This is a genomic window from Vibrio sp. HI00D65 (assembly GCF_001635455.1).
In the GTDB taxonomy this organism is placed as follows: domain Bacteria; phylum Pseudomonadota; class Gammaproteobacteria; order Enterobacterales; family Vibrionaceae; genus Vibrio.
The window spans coordinates 31,486-48,491 of sequence record NZ_LWEH01000013.1 but is presented as its reverse complement, the minus strand read 5'-3'; the positions used below and the strand labels follow the sequence as shown (position 1 = coordinate 48,491).

The 17,006-nt window shown below is 42.0% G+C and carries 13 protein-coding genes; 5 read left to right on the top strand and 8 right to left on the bottom strand.

Going from position 1 to position 17,006, the window contains the following annotated elements:
* Nucleotides 1-12: 12 nt before the first annotated feature.
* Nucleotides 13-969, top strand: a complete 957-nt coding sequence (locus A3712_RS03375) for a GntR family transcriptional regulator (RefSeq protein WP_063522286.1) — start codon at nt 13-15, stop codon at nt 967-969.
* Between the two features lie 371 nt (nt 970-1,340).
* Nucleotides 1,341-3,458, top strand: a complete 2,118-nt coding sequence (locus A3712_RS03370) for a TonB-dependent receptor (RefSeq protein ID WP_063522285.1) — start codon at nt 1,341-1,343, stop codon at nt 3,456-3,458.
* Nucleotides 3,459-3,593: 135 nt separating this feature from the next.
* Here the strand turns inward: A3712_RS03370 and A3712_RS03365 are convergent, their stop codons facing one another.
* From A3712_RS03365 to A3712_RS03350, 4 genes are all read right to left on the bottom strand, one after another.
* Nucleotides 3,594-4,250, bottom strand: coding sequence for a hypothetical protein (locus A3712_RS03365; protein ID WP_063522284.1), 657 nt, complete (start codon nt 4,248-4,250; stop codon nt 3,594-3,596).
* Nucleotides 4,251-4,614: 364 nt separating this feature from the next.
* Nucleotides 4,615-6,078: a serine protease gene (locus tag A3712_RS03360; RefSeq protein WP_063522283.1), complete on the bottom strand. Its 1,464-nt coding sequence runs from the start codon at nt 6,076-6,078 to the stop codon at nt 4,615-4,617.
* A gap of 553 nt (nt 6,079-6,631) precedes the next feature.
* Entirely contained in the window at nt 6,632-8,611 is a 1,980-nt protein-coding gene (locus A3712_RS03355; protein ID WP_063522282.1) for a TonB-dependent receptor domain-containing protein, read from the bottom strand.
* Nucleotides 8,612-8,633: 22 nt separating this feature from the next.
* Nucleotides 8,634-10,226, bottom strand: coding sequence for an alpha/beta hydrolase (locus A3712_RS03350; RefSeq protein ID WP_063522526.1), 1,593 nt, complete (start codon nt 10,224-10,226; stop codon nt 8,634-8,636).
* Nucleotides 10,227-10,346: 120 nt separating this feature from the next.
* Between A3712_RS03350 and A3712_RS03345 the strand changes: the two genes are divergently transcribed.
* Nucleotides 10,347-11,336, top strand: a complete 990-nt coding sequence (locus tag A3712_RS03345; protein WP_231891760.1) for a helix-turn-helix transcriptional regulator — start codon at nt 10,347-10,349, stop codon at nt 11,334-11,336.
* A 219-nt stretch (nt 11,337-11,555) separates the two neighbouring features.
* Nucleotides 11,556-12,209: a hypothetical protein gene (locus A3712_RS03340; protein ID WP_008220953.1), complete on the top strand. Its 654-nt coding sequence runs from the start codon at nt 11,556-11,558 to the stop codon at nt 12,207-12,209.
* Between the two features lie 116 nt (nt 12,210-12,325).
* On the opposite strand, the gene A3712_RS03335 is transcribed toward A3712_RS03340, so the two are convergent.
* From A3712_RS03335 to A3712_RS03320, 4 genes are all read right to left on the bottom strand, one after another.
* On the bottom strand, nt 12,326-12,664 hold the full coding sequence (locus tag A3712_RS03335) for a hypothetical protein (RefSeq protein ID WP_063522281.1): 339 nt from the start codon (nt 12,662-12,664) through the stop codon (nt 12,326-12,328).
* Nucleotides 12,665-12,873: 209 nt separating this feature from the next.
* Nucleotides 12,874-13,326, bottom strand: a complete 453-nt coding sequence (locus A3712_RS03330; protein WP_082856175.1) for a septal ring lytic transglycosylase RlpA family protein — start codon at nt 13,324-13,326, stop codon at nt 12,874-12,876.
* Between the two features lie 409 nt (nt 13,327-13,735).
* The gene (locus A3712_RS03325; RefSeq protein ID WP_063522280.1) at nt 13,736-14,941 is read right to left on the bottom strand and encodes a serine hydrolase domain-containing protein; all 1,206 of its coding nucleotides are present in this window, start codon (nt 14,939-14,941) and stop codon (nt 13,736-13,738) included.
* A 391-nt stretch (nt 14,942-15,332) separates the two neighbouring features.
* Nucleotides 15,333-15,824, bottom strand: coding sequence for a VOC family protein (locus A3712_RS03320; RefSeq protein WP_063522279.1), 492 nt, complete (start codon nt 15,822-15,824; stop codon nt 15,333-15,335).
* A gap of 439 nt (nt 15,825-16,263) precedes the next feature.
* On the opposite strand from A3712_RS03320, the gene ahpC reads away from it, so the two are divergent.
* The gene (ahpC, locus tag A3712_RS03315) at nt 16,264-16,821 is read left to right on the top strand and encodes an alkyl hydroperoxide reductase subunit C (protein ID WP_063522278.1); all 558 of its coding nucleotides are present in this window, start codon (nt 16,264-16,266) and stop codon (nt 16,819-16,821) included.
* Nucleotides 16,822-17,006: the final 185 nt, after the last annotated feature.

Sequence of the window (17,006 nt, the reverse complement as noted above, 5' to 3'; positions counted from 1 at the left end):
TTTGTAAGCCCTATGGACATAACGACAATTACAAAGCTCCAACAAGACTTGCTATTTAAAGTCATTGCTAGCTTAAAAACCGAAGACGCTAAAGCCGGTAGCAGCCTCAATGAATCTTCTTTGGCACAACAATTCGAAGTCTCAAGAAGCCCAATACGCGCCGTTTTAAAACATTTGTCGAGTCAGGGCATTACTAAGGTTGTTCCCTATAAAGGTTCGGTGCTTCAAATGGACGCGGCTGATATCAAGCTAGACGTACCGACAGGCGACGAACAGCCCCGCCAAGAACAACTGTACCTGAATATTTTAATGGACCTGTTCTTTGGGGAATTAAACAGTTCCTTCTCGGAAAAAGACTTACAAGAACGGTATGAGGCTAATCGTGGCGAAATTCAAAATGTCACTCGTCTACTAGAAAGCGATGGTATTTTCCGCCGCAGCCCCGGCTATAAATGGCAACTTGATGGTGTTCTAAACACACTTGAAAGGCATACCGAGAGCTATCGATGCCGCTTGATCTTTGAACCCGCAGGACTACTTGAGCCGACATGGAACTTAAAGCGTAGCGAACTAGAAGCATGCCGAGATCGCCATATCTACGCCATCAACAATCCAAAATCGACTTCCGCTAGTCAACTCTTCGCACTAAGTGTCGACTTTCATGAACTGCTCGCAGCCAGCTCCGGAAACCGCTTTTTGTTGGGGATGATGCAACAACAAAATCGTCTGCGTAAGGCTACTGATTTGGTCTCTATGCATATCCAATCTTCCGTGGTCAAGTCATGCCAGCGCCGCTTGGACATCATGGAACTGGTTCTGGCAGGCGACAATCAAAGTGCCTCAACACAGCTAGCCCAATTGCTCGAAAACGATATACGAGTAATGAATCGCACCTACAACAATGTCATGAACGTATCGCGTGAACAACGAGAACAATTACGCAGCAGTATTTCAGGAAAAAACAATTAATCTAATAGCAGCATACTTTGATGCTGCTCTCTCTTCATTTACTTTCCGTCGCCCCACTCAAAAAAAATAGCATTTAATCAGTAATTTAAGATGAAATCAGACATAAGAACTGGGCTTTAACGACCCTGTAAAACAGACACTATTGTTGCATCTGAAAATAAATTGCATTCTCATATTGTTTTTTCACATCAAAAATACAATAATAATGATTCTTATTTAGACTAAGAGCTGAAACAGCAGTAATAACAACTCACTTATCCGATTCGTCATTACTCATCACTCTGTTGAGTCTGGATAAACACAATAAAAAATAGAGTCACCGCGCCAAAAGAAATGTGTGCAGCCTTTCATTGATAAATGCAGAGAAAAAAATGAAGACCGAAAAAGGAAGTTTCAAGCTTTCCACCGTCGCAATAGCAGTTGCGGCAGTAACCACAGTATTTACAGCCCAAGCTCAAGATCTAACAACTGAAGAAAAAATGGTGGTGGTTTCTAGCCGCACGCCTCAAACGATCAGCGATATTCCAGGTACCGTTTGGTACATTAACTCAGAGACTATCGAGCAAGAATACCGCGGTGGCAAAAGCCTTGATGAGATTCTAGCAGCTACTATCCCTTCACTGGATGTAAGCAGTGGTGGTCGCACTCACGCTGGCCAAAACTTACGCGGTCGCAGCCTGATGGTAATGATTGATGGTATATCTCTACAATCAGTTCGATCAATAAGCCGTCAGTTAGACTCAATTGACCCATTCAACATCGACCGCATTGAAGTACTCTCTGGTGCGACATCAATTTACGGTGCCGGCGCTTCGGGTGGTGTTATCAATATCATTACTAAAAAAGCGTCTGGTGAAGAAGTCGAATTTGAATCATTTGTTAGTGGGGCTTCAGGCTTTTCATCAAGCGAAGATTTTGACTACAAACTGGCTCAGTCAATAGCAGGTGGAAACGAGAAAATTCAGGGACGCGCATCGGTCGCTTACACCAAAACACAAGGCTATTTCGATGCAGATGGTGAGATGGTAACTCCAGATATGACTCAGGGTTCGACTCAGTTTAACGAGACCATTGACCTACTGAGTAACCTACAAATTAATGTTGCTGAAGGTCAACAACTACACTTGTTGGCTCAGTACTACAATAGCCAACAAGACACTCCTTACGGCCTTTACTTTGATAAAGATGGTAGCGGTAACTTCCAGTTTGTTGATGTGAGAGAGGGCTACTCAGCGGATCGAGAACAAGGCACAGAGCGTGTCATGTTAAGTGCGGCATACAGCAACAACAACTTCTTAAACCATCAGCTAATTGCTGAACTATCTTACCGTGCCGAAGAGCACACCTTCATGCCTTACACAGTTGATGGCAAGACAACTCTATCGACTAACTCCTCTCGCCAATCTACTGATATTTGGGCAATAAAAGCGGCACTTAATAGATCATTTGGCTCTTGGAATCTGACCTACGGTATCGACGGTTACATCGATAAATTTGATAGCGACAGAGCGATCTACGATCAAGCTACGACCGAAGCTACGGGAGGTTTAGTAAACGTCATCAGTGAAATGCAAGGTCGTTACCCGGGGATCGACACTCAATCTATCGCTGGCTTCATTCAAGCGGAATACAGCATTACTGATGATTGGTCTGTACAAACAGGTTATCGCTATCAGAAAATGGACATAGACGTGTCTGACTTCCAAGCGACCTCTAGTTCGGACTTCATTCCTGGCGGCTCAACAGATTACGCTGAAGGTTTGTTTAACTTTGGTACTATCTATCACCTAAATCCTACTTCTCAGATTTGGGCTAACTTCTCACAAGGTTTCGATATCCCTCAGCTATATCGCTTCTACGGCAAGAGCGCTACTCAAGATGTCGCCGCTTCTAAGCTAGATGGAATCAAAACCGACAGCTACGAATTGGGTTACCGTAACGATTTAGATAATATCTCACTACAATCTGCAATCTACTACTCACACTCAAGCGCAACCGTTCAGTACGAAGATGACCTATCGATATCAGGTCTTGCAGAGCCTAAACGTGTCTACGGCGCGGAAGCTCAAATCAGCTACTGGGCAACAAACATGCTACAGCTTGGTCTATTAGGTCACTATGTTGTGACAGAAATTGAAACAGACACTGGCTGGGAAGATCACGAGGCGATGGAAGCGAGCACTTCTAAAGCGGGGGCTTGGGTTGGCTGGTACGACAATGACTATAGCCTGAAGCTACAAAGCCTAACTATGTTTGACTACAAAGATGCTGATCAACGTGAGCTAGATGGCTTCACAGTAGTTGATTTCACAGGTAGCTACCAGCTTCCAGTTGGTAATCTGGGCTTTGGTATTAAGAACCTGCTAAACGAAGATTACTACACAACCTGGAGCCAACGTGCTCAACACTGGTACACCGGTAGCGATGCGCTTTACCAATACAAAGGCCGTGGACGTACTTATACTCTGAACTATCAGGTTAAGTTCTAAAGTTCGCTGTAGTTTATTAACAATTACAGGGTTGGTATTTAGTACCAACCCTTTTTTTATTCAATACTAATTTAGAATAACTAAATAAATAGGAGTCAGATTGTTAATATAAAATCGACTTAAAAATGCCCAGTATTAAATAGCGTAAAATTGAACAAGTCTCTCACTATAGCCGAAATTAGCCGGTGTATGGTTAATTTCAACTGTGATATTACCAGACAATTCACCGTCAGCTTTATATACAGGGCAAGATGCAATATCAGATAAATATGACTCTTCTGTTGGCGCGCTGAAGTAATAAATTTTTTGTAGATTACATTCGCCGACCTTCATTCCCAACGCTTCAACTTCAGAACGCTGACGGTAGTAATGTGGACCAATATCAAGAAGGTACTCAGGACTATGTGTATAGATCTCGCTAGTGTAGCGTTCGGTAAACTCACTATCCGCAATAAAGTGTCCACTTTCCATGCTATAAAGCACATTCAGGTGCCAGTAGATCAACTCAGACTCATCACTGGTTGATGCGCCTGGCTTAGAGTACACACACTGGATCTGACTATGAGGAACTTCAAGGCTCTGAGTCGCTTGGATATTATTACGCAGAGCCTTGATTCCACAGCGATGCATCGTGAAACCCTCTGTCTTCATCGACTCGGTAACTTGGTTGATAGACTGATATTGAACGTAAACCTCTTCCGGTGATTCGCCAGTGATAACATTAGTATTATCAGCATAAGCAAACGAACTAAGAGAAGAGATTACAGAGACTAAAGCTATTGTTTTTTTCATTGTTATTTTTCCTTTGTGATTGGCGGCAGGAAAATAACTCAGAAACCAAATATGCAACACAGTACATATCAATATTTGTGATCTTGGTGGAAGCAATGATTGCTTTTATGAATATTAAAGATTGGCGTCGGGTATATTTTATATATCGAAGGTTAAATAACTTAAATTTAATATGGATATAAAGTTAGTGAGAGAAACTTAATAGAGACATGGCGTTTATTATTAATAATTTAAACAATCAAGAAATATTCAACTATCACTAACAACGATTCTTTTTATTCACTATTCTGTTTAATTATAAACCATAAGGCGAACCTAATAGGTTCGCCTTGATTATTCATATCGTAAACTGATTTCACGACTGTTATTGAGACTCTGACAATAAGAGAGATACACCAGAAAAACTTCGGAACGCATTGATCATGATGTAAAGATCTTCATCAGCCCTAGGCACCTCGCAAGTTTCAAAGTTGCCAGAGCGATAAGGTCGGCAATCGTAAGTACTTTTCGTTGGTTGCGCGCCAGAACGAATGTAGAGATCAGCATCCCCTACTCCAGACTTCATAATAACATTCACGCCCGTATTGCGATTTGCAGCTTTGAGCACAAACAGTTTCTGTTGTCCGGACGTCGCGGAGAGATCGCTAATCAAGTTTCCTAAAGTCACCTCAGGAATATCATTGTTCGGCTCACCGAATGAGCCATCAGGCAACGTATCACCAAAGTATGCAGACACGTGTGGCCAAATCTTACTCATTTTCACGCCTTGGTTTTCACACCCTCCAAAATGATGCAGAGCAATCGCTTTGTTGTTATCAGTACGTAGAACAGGTGAACCAGACGAGCCGCCAATGGTGTCACAGAAATAGCCAGTATCGGTATTGGCACCTCGCCCACTAGTTGAAGCCACGTCAATCTGACACATTCCGGAACCATTTTGGTCACTTTCAATTGCCAGTTCTTTCGGCTTACCAGCGCCGTGCTGAGGAATGTAAATGCCATCGCCAAAGATTGGCTCTTGGTCATCTAGGCCTAGATAACCAAACGACTCAATTTTTGAAAAATCATCAATGGTGAAAAGTGTGTAATCCAAATCATAATCAGTGCTGAGTATCTTACTCCCCATGACTTTTACCGTGGTGGCCATAGAACCGTCACAAGTACGGCGCTGATAGTTAAACCATACCTCTGTATTTCTCAGTTCTGATTCTGATGCGACACAGTGGTTATTGGTGAACATATGGTTATCTGGCCCCACACGCCAAGCGGTACATAAACTACGCCCATTAATGAGAAGCCTTGCAACGGGGGTTGTCCAAGCCACCTTATCTGGATGAGACTCTTCCCAGCAGGCTACGTCTCTGCGCTCATTAACACCACATGTCGATAACGTTACCAATGCCTCTTCGTCTGCACTCTTGCCCGCCATGTAGTAATCTATCTCGAACTCAGCGTATTGACCCTTTGAGTTTGGCACAACCTCAATCAACATGCGTTCACTTGAAATAGACTGAGCGAACCAATCTGTCTGACTGTCACTATACTCAACCACTTCATCACTGGTGCTCGAACTCAAGCGCAATAGACTACCCTTTGGTACGACAAGCGACTTGAAATGAAGCTTAATGAATGATGCCCCCACATGCTCTATTCGCTGTTTATATAGTTTGTCCGATGTCTCAATCAACGCTTGATGGGACAGTGGATACTCAACTTCATTGGCAATAACAGGTAATTCTGGCTGAACGAGGAGCTGGGGTTGCGCATTTACGAACGAAGAAAATAGACATGTTGTCGCTAAACCAAGGTTAGATAAGATTAATTTCATTGGATTTCCTATATCAATTTGTAGTGGTTCCCTCCATAAACATACGTGCTAACAATAAATATGACATAAAATGCATATATTTTTGTTAGTAAAGAAATCTCAACACACAAAGTAAACTCGAATATTCAATAAGATAGACATCATCAGTATTGATTGACACCTCTCTGACTGTACAAATTTATGTGCTAGTTGAAGAAAAAATGAAACACGGAAAAGTCGCGTTGTTTGCTATTCTGAAGGTACATTCGGCAGAGCTGCACGCTTGATGTACTCATTTAAAACGATAGATAAAGTCTCAAAGCTAACAAGCATAAAAATAGGCGCCTGACCTATAGAGCATAAAACCACCAAGCTCACTTCGTTATTGAGCAGCCACTGAAATCCAATGGGTAAAAACTAAGCTGAACTTTCATTGCTGGTATATATCCTACCGATCACCAACATAACAAACGAACGAACAAGGCTATAGTCTTGGAGCAATGAACCCGTGTGTGGCATAAATACAAATAAAAAATGGAACGCCCTAGCGTTCCATTTTTGTTTGAGTGAAGCTTTAAAAATCGAAATCCATCTTCACATAGTAGGTACGTCCTACTTCTGTTTCTTCGTATACTTGGTTTGATTGGTCCAAGCGCTCATCCGTTAAGTTAGTCACCCCAGCACGAAGTTTGAAGTTATCATTAAACGCATACGATCCCCCCAATGATACGATAGTGTAAGGGTCTAGTTCAGCATCAGAACCGTCTTTTTGCTTGCCGGTATAATTCAAACCAGTAAAGAAAGCTAAATCACGCGTTGCCAACCAATTGAGATTTGCATTCGCTAACCATTCAGGGCTGTACGCGATATCTTTATCATCAACTTTGTTCACCGCATCGGTATACGTCGCATTTGCCGTAAACGACCAGCTTACGGAAAGCTCATAGCTACCCTCTAGTTCAATACCTTTGGTTTCGACTTTATCGACGTTCTCATACTGAATAATTGCGGAGGTGCCAGTGAAAAATGGAGTTAAGTCGCGGTCTATCAAGTTTTTCACATCATTATAGAAAGCCGTCGCCTGCACATACCCATCAACTCCTGAATACATCGCTGAAAATTCGTAAGTCTTAGAGGTCTGTGGCTTGAGATCTGGATTCCCGACCAATGTACATCGACCACCGCAACTCACTAATGAGAAATCTTCGGACGATTGGAAAAGCGTTGGCGACTTAAAGCCTTCGCCATATCCACCTTTGAAGGTCACATTATCGATGCCGTTGTAAACAAAATAGACTCGAGGGCTAAAGTCATTACCAAACTGGTTATTGTGTGTAAGACGACCACTTACGGTTGCGGTTAGATCATCCGTAACAAAGTACTCATCTTGAACATAAGCGGCACTTTGCGTTACTGAACGAGAGCTAGAATAATCACGCTCGTTCTCGACACTGGTATAAGACACTTGTGTCCCAAGTGACAAAATCTGGCTTTCAAACTGATCAACGACAAACTTAGCATCTACGGTGTGGTTGTCTTGGCTCAATACCGCTGCATCTACCATTGGGTGAAAATTGTCTTCATCCACTTCAGAGGTTTCGTAGAAATAACTGGCATCTGATTCACCCCAATCCCAACTACGTATATATCCTAGCGTGCCAGTTAGCTTTTCACCCTCATAATAGCTAGTTGCTAACCTGTTGAAATTAATCAAGTAACGATTCTCTACACGGTCATCCTTTGAGTAAGAAAGATCAAAATAGATTTCGTCTTGCTCTGTCGCGTACCAATTCAAAGATCCACGAAATACATTTCTTTTTTGTTCCGTTTGAGGAGAAAAGCTTGCCCCAGCATCTTCCGGGAACCAAGCATTACGCTCACTAATATCGACTGTCGTGGTGTACGTCAGAACATCGGGAATGATCGACCCGCTGACGAACACATTGCCACTTTTGAGTTCGCCATCTGCATCAGACAATAACGCATTCGCTTTGTTGTCTTCTGGCATGCTATAAGTCAGACCTCCAGAAACATGAGTCTCTGTCGACGCCTGCTTGAGAATCACGTTAACTACACCACCAATCGCTTCACTGCCATATAGAGATGACATCGGGCCGCGCACCACTTCAATTCGCTCAATCGCGCTCATTGGAATGCTCGACAAATCAAACGACGCCCCACGAATCACAGTTTCGCTAGAGCTGATACGACGACCATTTACCAAAAACAGAGTGTAATTTCCGTTGGCTGAGTTTTGGTTCTGCAGGCCACGAATTATGATTCTAGGCTCAGCACCCGTTGTTTTAGCCACATGCACACCCGCGACGCTCTCAAGCGCGGTCGAAATATCGGTCGCAGGAAGCTTATCTATCTCTTCGCGCGTAATCACAGATATTGATGCAGGTGCATTTTTTATCGCCGTTTCATACTGACTTGCGGTAACAACCATAGTTTCTGTGTGCTTTGCTTCACTAGCTTTAGCTGATAGAGAGGCAAATCCAGCCAGCATGAGGGCCGCTGCTAATTTATTTTTTTGTATTTTTATGTGTTCCATTTCTTGGGTATTTCCTTGGTCTTTACTTACTAAAAAGTGTTGTTAGTCCATCAGCGAGCAAAACGCGCCAACTGTAATAGTCATGACCACTCGCAGCACTTTTGAACGTAACGGGGTACCCTTTCTCTTTGAGGGTATTAAAAAGGGTTTTATTGGTTTGATAGATGCTTGCATGCACCGGCTCAGTCTCAAAAACACCTGCATTGAGGTAGACCTTAATGTCTTTCTTACCGCTTGATGCGACCAGTTCACTCATCCAACTTTGTTTATCACTTGCGATACTCTTAGCGGTCTTTGGCTGCCACCAAAATGAACCAGACTGACTCAACACTTTTCCAAAACGTTGAGGGTGCTCCAACGCAATGAACATTGACGCTAATCCACCAAAGCTCGAACCAGACAACACTGTATTTTCAGCTGCGGGGCATATTGAGTGCGTACTACAAAGCCAAGGGATAAACTCATTAGCGAGCATGTCGGCAAACACTTTATTCGGTCTCAGCTCTTCTGCTCGAAGGCTCGGTCTGGGCGGGTTAACAAACACCACTCTCATCGGAGGAATAGCTTTACTCGCAACTAAGTTATCTATCACCAGAGGCGCTGGGACTTTGTCGAGGTAAGAATCACCATCAAACAAGATCAAAAGCGGTGACTTATCAGTTGTTGAGTAAACGCTATTTGGCTCATACAGACTGATTTTCCTTGCTTCAGCCTCAGAGTCCCCCTGATAAAGAAAATGCGTTAACTGACCTTTGGGGTTACCTTCTTCTGTCGCTACGCTATCGCTTGATGCATGTTTAAGCGTCAAGGTAGAAGCAGCGCCAAATATTCCAGTATCAGAGCCAAAGCTGGGCTCCAAATTTAATGGGTCTAGTGCTGCAGTCGCCAATACTGCTCTGCGTTGTTCTCGGTTAGTATCTCGAGCTAGTTGAGGCACATTAGGTGCTATTCGATAGGAGAGACGCGTTGAATCTGGAACTTCAAAAGAGCGAAACCAGATATCACTGCCTTCAATTTTGCTCATCTGTGCATGTCCGCCATATGGCGCACCTAATAGCCGAACGTTGTTTGCATTCCCGCGAAATAAGAAAGTAACGAATGCTTTGTTGTTAAGTTGATACTCGACAAGCGGTGCCCCCTGAGACTCAATGATTTGCCAAAACTTTTTTTCTGCATCTTTTACACCGCCTTGAATATCATCTGCAGTACGTGACAATGTTGGACTTAACATCGACACCTTTGGCGATAGATACTGATCCTTTTTCAGAGGCATAGGAGCAAGCTGCATTTCAGCCTTAGATGCCTCAGTATCAGCACTCTGCATTTCAATTCGATAAGTGTCAGCTTGATCGACATACCAGAAAATCTCAGTCTCTCTCGCCTCATGATTCAGTAATTTTTTTATTGGATCGCCAGCGGAATTAAAAGCAATCACGTGTTCCATGTGGCTTTGGCTTCGGATAAAACCACGGTAGTAACCTGGTTCACTGATCTTTAAAAACGTGTCTTGCTGAGAGTGGAGCTCAATGCGCTGAGGCTTATTGGCTTCAACGATCATTGCCCGCGCACTTACTATTTGAGTGAACAGAGCGGTAACGAAAAAAATCCATTTCATGATAATCCAATTGCATTTAATGATATTGATTATCATTTATGATAATTTTCTTTTTCACTTGGGAACAGCAGATTGAGTTATCCAAAGTGACTGGATTGTTATGAAAATTGGCAGGAGCTTATGAATAGTCGAATACCTTCACCTTTTAAGAAAAGTGCCCTAGTGCGTTGGGTAGGGAGTGAAAAAAACTTTCAAATGGTATCGGAGCAATACTCAGAAACAGTCCCTCTAATTGAAGGCAATGTGGATATATGCAAAGTGCAAGAGAACTTCTCTCTGCACTGGGGAACCACGACAGAACTCAACGATCACCAAGTCATCTCGACTGCTCGTAAGGCTCTAATTTTAATAATTTTAAAAGAAGGAAAACTCGATTTCGGCTACGACGATTCAAACTTCTTTATGGATTCAAAACATGGCTATCAAGCCTTGGTAGTCAATCTAGCAAAACCCGCGACGTTCCGACGAGCTGTTCAAAAAGGCAACAAGGTTTCCAAATTAAAAGTACTCATCCCGCACCAGTGGATTCATGAACGTATAGAATCTGGCAGCAGGATTGACGATTTCATTTCTCAACACTTATCCCATTTCGACTTGCAATCAAATCATCAATTACAAGAACTACTCGAAAGGATCATCCAGTTACAAGATGGAAGCGACACATTTAAGAAGATTAGGTTAGAGGCATTAACGCACAGCTTGGTATTAGAAGTGTTCGAACAGCTGTCTAATAGTGATACCGCGTTAGAAGTCGGAGTTACAGAAACACAAACAGCGGCGACTGAAAGTGCAAAGCACTCGATTGATGAGTTGATTAACTACATTGAGGAGAACCTCGACAAAGACTTATCAGTTAAGTCCTTGGCTGAATACGCGACTACTAGCGAATCAAACCTTAGAAGAAAATTCAAAGACGTGATTGGTTGCAGCATCAAAAGTTACATAAGACGTCGTCGACTAGAAATGGCACGCAAGCACTTAGAACAAGGGTTGGTGTCAATCACTGAAGTAGCTTACCACGCAGGTTATCGACACCCTTCTAACTTCACCAGCGCTTATAAAAAAGCGTTTGGCTACCCACCAGCATTTTCAGTAAACAAACAAGATTGATTGCTCTAATAACTTGAGTGGAATAAATAAGAAAATGAAATAGGTATCAATAGAAAATTAAATTCGCAAGCAGCGCTCTACATAACCAAAAACACGTAATATCGAGCCCACTAATGTGAAATAGGTTGCACTTAATGGGGATTATTTTGATTTTATATAATTACGTAACATATATTCACCCGTATTCTTATTACTTAATAATAAAATCAGAGACTTATTATGCAAAAAACTCGCTTTGCTGCTTCTGTCCTAATGACCCTGGCGTTGGCTGGCTGTGGCTCCCTAAACAACTCTTTGGTAGAGAAAACTAAAACCGTTGAGTATTATCGAATTTTTAATATTGAAACCAATAGTCACCGTTCCTCTGTAATAGCTGCTGCTAGCGACGGGCTAGGACAAAATATTAATAACGCAACAGAGAACACCCCAATCCCATCATTTTCTAAGCCACCTTCTGAGCCAGGCAGATTCAAGCTAATTAATCCTTTTGAAGGGTCTTCAATGGCAGCTTTAGCTGCAGCAAGTGGTGCATCTATTAAAATGGCTTCTTGCGAGGGAGCAGTTTGGGTAGCTCAAGCCAATCGCGATGTTGAGGGCAGTGACAGTTTGAGGATTACAGCTTGTCTTTGGGAGTACGAAGGAGGGTATCATCTAGATACATATGCTACGTTCAAAAAACAAACTGGTGGACTTATGCAAATTAGCCGCGAAATGGCACAAGCAATGGTTGGAACTCCTGAGGAATGGACAGAAAAGACATTTCTTGACATTGTTAGGAAAGTAAAAAGTGAAACCGGTGCTGAAATTACTTACCTAGAGGGTTACCCTAATCTCCAAGGCACACCTTGGTTAGATACAGGCGAAGAGATCTAATAAAATATTGGAAGCTCCTTGCTAAAGGAGCTTCTTTCAGCTCAAGCACAAGCGGTTTATCATGCTTTAAGTTATTTTCAGTTCCCACATTCATTTTTCCAAAGCTAATTTTTAGCCTAATCCATTCGGGTAATGAAGGTTTGCTCATCATCCACAAAAGCAACAAAACCTCCGTGATAGATAAATACTCGACCACGCCCCTCAACTAAGCAGGCAAGCTGTGGGTTCAAATCTTCTTCATTATCCGGGCTTTGAAAAGTTCCGGTATCGGTGATAACGCCGCGAAGTGGAGGTAGGTATCCATAAGCGCGCTTGGCTTGATCAATCAGGCTCAATTCGCTAGCGACAGAAAAGCAGCGAGGGATCCTGCCTGCATCTTCGATAAACATAGTTCTCAGTTCTTCAAAAGCGGTAATAACCAGCCAGTCGATGTCATTAACTTGATGGATAAACATGGAGTTTCTCGGTAATTCTGATTCGGGGATTCTATCACTATCTGAGGCTGAGCGGAGTAGATATTGAGTTCCCACAGGAACACTCGGTGCCTTTCCATCGATCTATTAGAATACGTTCTTGTCACACCTAAGTTGGAGCCCTAAAACGAAGGGGGTGGTATCTCTACCAACCCTTGGAGTTTCACAAACCAACTCAAACTTAGAGGTGATTAATGTTTGTACCTAAAGGTATTACTGTCATCAACAATTTCGATTCTAACAGGAACTGTGCCTTGCTTAACGTTGCCGATTTTCGCAAATGCTTTGTGAGAAAGGTCGATCACTCGGCCTTTTACGTAAGGGCCTCGGTCGTTAATTTTCACTTCGACAGATTTATTATTGGTGGTGTTAGTCACTCTCACGATCGTGCCAAAGGCTAAGGTTTTATGCGCTGCCGTGTAAGCATTCATATGATACGTCTCACCACTTGCTGTGAGCTTGCCATGGAACTTATCACCATACCAAGAAGCTTTACCAGCAAGAGCATGTGACTTGGCATATTCCTTTGTTTTAGAACTGCCGACCGCCGACGTTGAGGTGCATCCGGCCAATATCATAAGAATAAGAGCGGTAAAAGTGATATGCAGTTTTTTCATGTAACTTGGGTGCGCTAATCTGTGCATTTTCTCTGTTTTCGTTGTGTTTTGGTTCGCCATACAGTGCTGAGTATAGTCGCGGTTCAGCAAAGGCTACCATCCGGTATGAATGCACCATGTTTTCATGAAGATCGCTTTCTCCAGTCATGTTCATGAAAGGTTTTATCGTCAAAACGTCAACTTTAACAAAACCTATCAAAGTACTGCGGCCTGTCCATCAGTACTTTGAAAACAACAGGATCAATAACCCACCAAGCTCAAAAAACGTTCAAAGCATCCTATGCACAAAAAACTATAAATAAGTTTTACAAGATTATCTTCAGAAAACAACGAACACAAAATACTTAAACCACGTACTTCTGAACAAAGAAATGCTTCTAAAGCTGCTTGTCCACATTGAATTATTAATAAAAATAAGTGATATAAAAGCCGAGGTCTATTTTATCATCCAAGCATCTTCAAGCTGACCAACGATCGGCCAGTGATAAGTTTCAGCAATCGAATAAATTAGAGCTTGAGCGAGGTCTCTTCCATTATCAGAATTTGTCATAATCACAGCGCCTTGACCTGTGTTCGGTAGTCCAACTAGCCAACCTTGGTAACCCGAGTTCTGGCCCAGCTTCATAAAATGAAGGTTATCACCTTGGCCCTTCACTACAAAGCCTAATCCATAAGGTGTATTTTTCTGACGAGAAAGAGATTGCCTTGCAAGTAAAGGGCTAACGATTTGTTTATTAGACCCTCTATAAGCTTTATTAATTGATATGATAAACTTGCCAATATCAGTAGGTGTGCTCCAAAGGCCAGCAGCTGCATATTCAGGATAAACTCTCCACTGATATGGAAATGCCTTACCATCACTATCAGTTGCTTGAGCCGCGTTGGCTAAATTATCATATGTGGGTTGAGCATAACTTGAATTGAACATCGCAAGCGGCTCAAAAATAAACTTATTAGCAGCTCTTTGAGCAGTCATTTGACTGATATTCTCAGTAATTAACTGAACAACCTGATAGCCACCGCCCGAATACTCATACGCGGTGGTAGGCTTTTGTGTTAACACAACAGGCTTACTATTTGCAGGTTCTTTACCACCCAGAGTTTCGAGAAGACTCGGTATTGACTCTCCAGGAGAGTAGCCAAAATACCCACCAACACCCAAACCAGATGACATACTCAATATTGTCCGTAAGGTCACATCATCATTTTGATGATTTTTAGGGTTTGGTATACGCCAATTTCCAAGAAATGGCTCGACATTGTCATCTAAATCAATGAGTCCACTATCAACTAAACTTAAAGCAAGAATTGCAAAAATAGATTTTGATATTGATCCAGCTTGAAATAATGTGTTTACATCGACTTCTTTCGATCCACTACTATTTATGTAGCCTATTGCATCAGCTCTAGCGATCTCGTTGTTCTCTATAACCGCAAAGCTCACAGCTGGCACTTTATAAGAGGTCATGGCTGAAATAATACTGCTAGTATCTAATGCAAACTCTTCTCTACTTGTAACACTTGAGCCCTTCTCTAATATTTTTATATCTTTTCCAGTTGTAAGAGTCTCAGCAGGAACTAGAAACGAAAAAGTTACGCTAAAAAAAAGAAATATTGATACAAAAAGTCGATTATTAATCATCGAAAAACCTCGTAATACCTAAAGTGAGTAACTAGGCGTTTAATAAACGCTACATTCTTGACTAAAAGGCTTATTCGTAATCAATTTGCGTACCAACGTATATCTCATATCTATCAACGATCTATAGTGATTTAAAAGTCAAATAAACAAAACGGATGGTAAAAAAAACCAAGTTATGGTGTAAAATACCTCATTAAATCACGAAGAAAGTAATTACTGCGCTCTCTGATTTCATTGATAATTCTAAAATTAACAATATTTAATTATCTAACCAGCATAGGTAACTTAGTAACCGCTTGAATCGAATCTATGTGAGTTCAAGCTACAAAAAAGGATTGGTATCTCTACCAATCCTCTTTGGGGGTGTTTAGGTTTTCTACCTTAAAGGCGATTACTCGTAATCTGTCGCGTACGTATCTTCGTATGAGTGAGAGTAGAATTCGAATAGGTTGCCAAACGGGTCTTCTAGGTAAACCATTTGTGCTTGTTTTAGCTCGTCTTCTGGGTGATAACGGTGAATGTCCATGCGTACTTTACCGCCAAACTCTTCTACACGTTTGATAGCTGAATCAAATTGCTCTTTTGGAAGCTGCAGACAGAAGTGGAAAATACCTAAACGAGAGAAATCTACTTCGTGACGCTCCTGGCGGTCAACCATTTCGAATAGCTCAACACCGATACCGTCTGAAGTTACTAGGTGAGCAATGTTGAAGCCTTTGAAGCCTTCACCAAATACAGCGATACACATGCGGCCGATTGCAGATTCGCGTTCTTCCATCACTTTAGTGTTGTTCATTACAACTCTTAGACCTAGAGCCTTTGTGTAGAACTCTACTGCTTGGTCCATATCACCAACCATGATGCCTACGTGATTCATTTTCATAACTTTCTCCAATTCTTCTTAATTCTGTACTTTCGAAGCTCAGCTTCTGTATTTCGTTTCGATGGAGAGAGTATATGGAGACAAACCAATTAAATGAAATTATCATAAATTATATTAATGATAATTTTATGTTATCAAGAACCCCAATAAGATCTTAACCCACTTCAAGAAACGCTACATAGATACTCACACTATACATAGGCGCTCACGCTAATAGAGATAAGCCTAATGTAGAGAACAACCTAACGAGCATAGTCACTCAAATTAGGTGTTGCCGACGTTTGATAGCTTTTGTCGATAACTTTCTCCTTTCAAAGATAGGAATCACCTATTGAATCTATAGAAATGTCCGATTTCACTAATTTTCGGTGCGGATGCAATATATCTCCATCGACGCGGGATAGCGTTAAACACTACAAATTAGAAAGAGAATCCAAACATGATCAATACAGAAATCAAACCATTCAACGCAACAGCATTCAAAAACGGCGAGTTCGTAGAAATCACTGAGCAAGACGTTAAAGGCAAGTGGGCAGTGTTCTTCTTCTACCCAGCAGACTTCACTTTCGTATGCCCAACTGAGCTAGTTGACCTACAAGAAAAATACGCAGAGCTTCAATCTCGCGGTGTAGAAGTTTACTCAGTATCAACTGACACTCATTTCTCTCACAAAGCATGGCACGATACTTCTGACAAAATCGGCACTATCGAATACTTCATGGTAGGTGACCAAACAGGCACTATCACAAACAACTTCAACGTAATGCGTGAAGGTCAAGGCCTAGCAGACCGTGCTACGTTCCTAATCGACCCAGAAGGCATTATCCAAGCAATGGAAATCACTGCTGAAGGTATCGGTCGTGACGCTGAAGACCTACTACGCAAGGTTAAAGCAGCACAATACGTAGCGGCTAACCCAGGTGAAGTTTGCCCAGCTAAATGGAAAGAAGGCGAAGAGACTCTAGCACCATCTCTGGACCTAGTAGGTAAGATTTAATCTATGCCTATCTAAAAAGAACAAATCAAACGGTTCTACAGGCGCGCTTCGGCCTCCCTCCTAAAGGGCAGTTGCGCGCCACCCTTTCAAAGCAGCAACACCACATTCAATTTGCCGACTTGCGCCCCCTTTTTATTTTCCTTTTTCAGCAAGAAGGTATTGGTCAATACCACGACACAGAATTT